Below are 995 nucleotides of genomic sequence, written 5' to 3'. Positions count from 1 at the left end.
AAAAAAAGGCGTTTCTTCGGCAGGCTAAGTTGTGTATAAGAGACAGGTGGGGGAGCCGCCGTAGCCACCGCCGCCGGTGCTTCCACCGCCGTAGCCACCTGCGCCCGCGCCGCCACCTCCGTAACCACCTGCGGCCGGGGCGGAAGACCCGTATCCCCCGGGGGTGGCCGGAGAGGCCGAGCCGCCCGAGGTGTCGATGACGGCCTCGATCTTCCAGTGCACGTTGAACTGCTCGGCCAAGGCCGCCCGCAGGACGTCCTCGCTGCCGCTGCTCGCGAAGTTGTCGCGGGCGCCCGCGTTGACGAAGCCGATCTGCAGGGTCGTGCCGTCGAAGCCGGCCACGTGCGCGTTCTGGCTGAGCAGGATCCAGGTGAAGCGGCGGCGGTTCTTCACCGTCTCCAGGATGTTGGGCCAGAGCGTGCGGGGGTCGGGTCCGCCGGGGGCGCGGCCGAGGGTGCGGGTGCCGCCGGGCCGGGGGTGGGCGCGGACTGGGCCCCGGGCGCGGAGCCGCCACCGGCGGGCGCGGCCGTCGGCCATCCGCCTGGTCGGCGGCCGCTGCCCGCGGCGGCCGGGGTCGGCCAGGAGCCGGGAGCGGCGCCGCCGGGGGCGCTCGGCGCGTTGGGGTGCGCAGGGGGCGTGGAACCCGCGCCTGGCTGGGTGTGCGAGGGAGCGGTGGGGGCCCCTGCCGGGGCACTGCTCGCGGCGGCGGCCGGGGGGACGGGCGCCGTCTCGTGGGGTGCGGCTGGAGCCATCCCCGTGGGGCCGCTCCCTCCCGGACCGGCCGCTGCCGCGCCGACCGCGCCCCCGGAGCCGTACGCGTCCGAGCCAGGACCCGGCACGCTACCGGGACCCGGCGCGGCGCTCCCGGGGCCGGGCCCAGCCCCCGCACCCCGAACCGCGGCCCGAGCCGCCGCGGGCCCGCCGCCCGACGGAACCTGCGAGGCGGCCGGTACCTGTGCACTGTGCGGAGCCACGGGGGCGGGGGCCTGCGGGGC

The 995-nt window shown here is 77.9% G+C and carries 1 pseudogene; it reads right to left on the bottom strand.

Annotation, left to right across the window (positions count from 1 at the left end):
• Positions 1-48: 48 nt before the first annotated feature.
• A pseudogene (locus tag P1P70_RS45065) lies at positions 49-995 on the bottom strand (DNA polymerase III subunit gamma and tau); the annotation flags it as partial.

The sequence above is a fragment of the Streptomyces sp. MB09-02B genome, assembly GCF_033794485.1.
In the GTDB taxonomy this organism is placed as follows: domain Bacteria; phylum Actinomycetota; class Actinomycetes; order Streptomycetales; family Streptomycetaceae; genus Streptomyces.
Note: the sequence above shows the minus strand (reverse complement) of the source record. Positions and strands in the feature narration are given on the sequence as shown.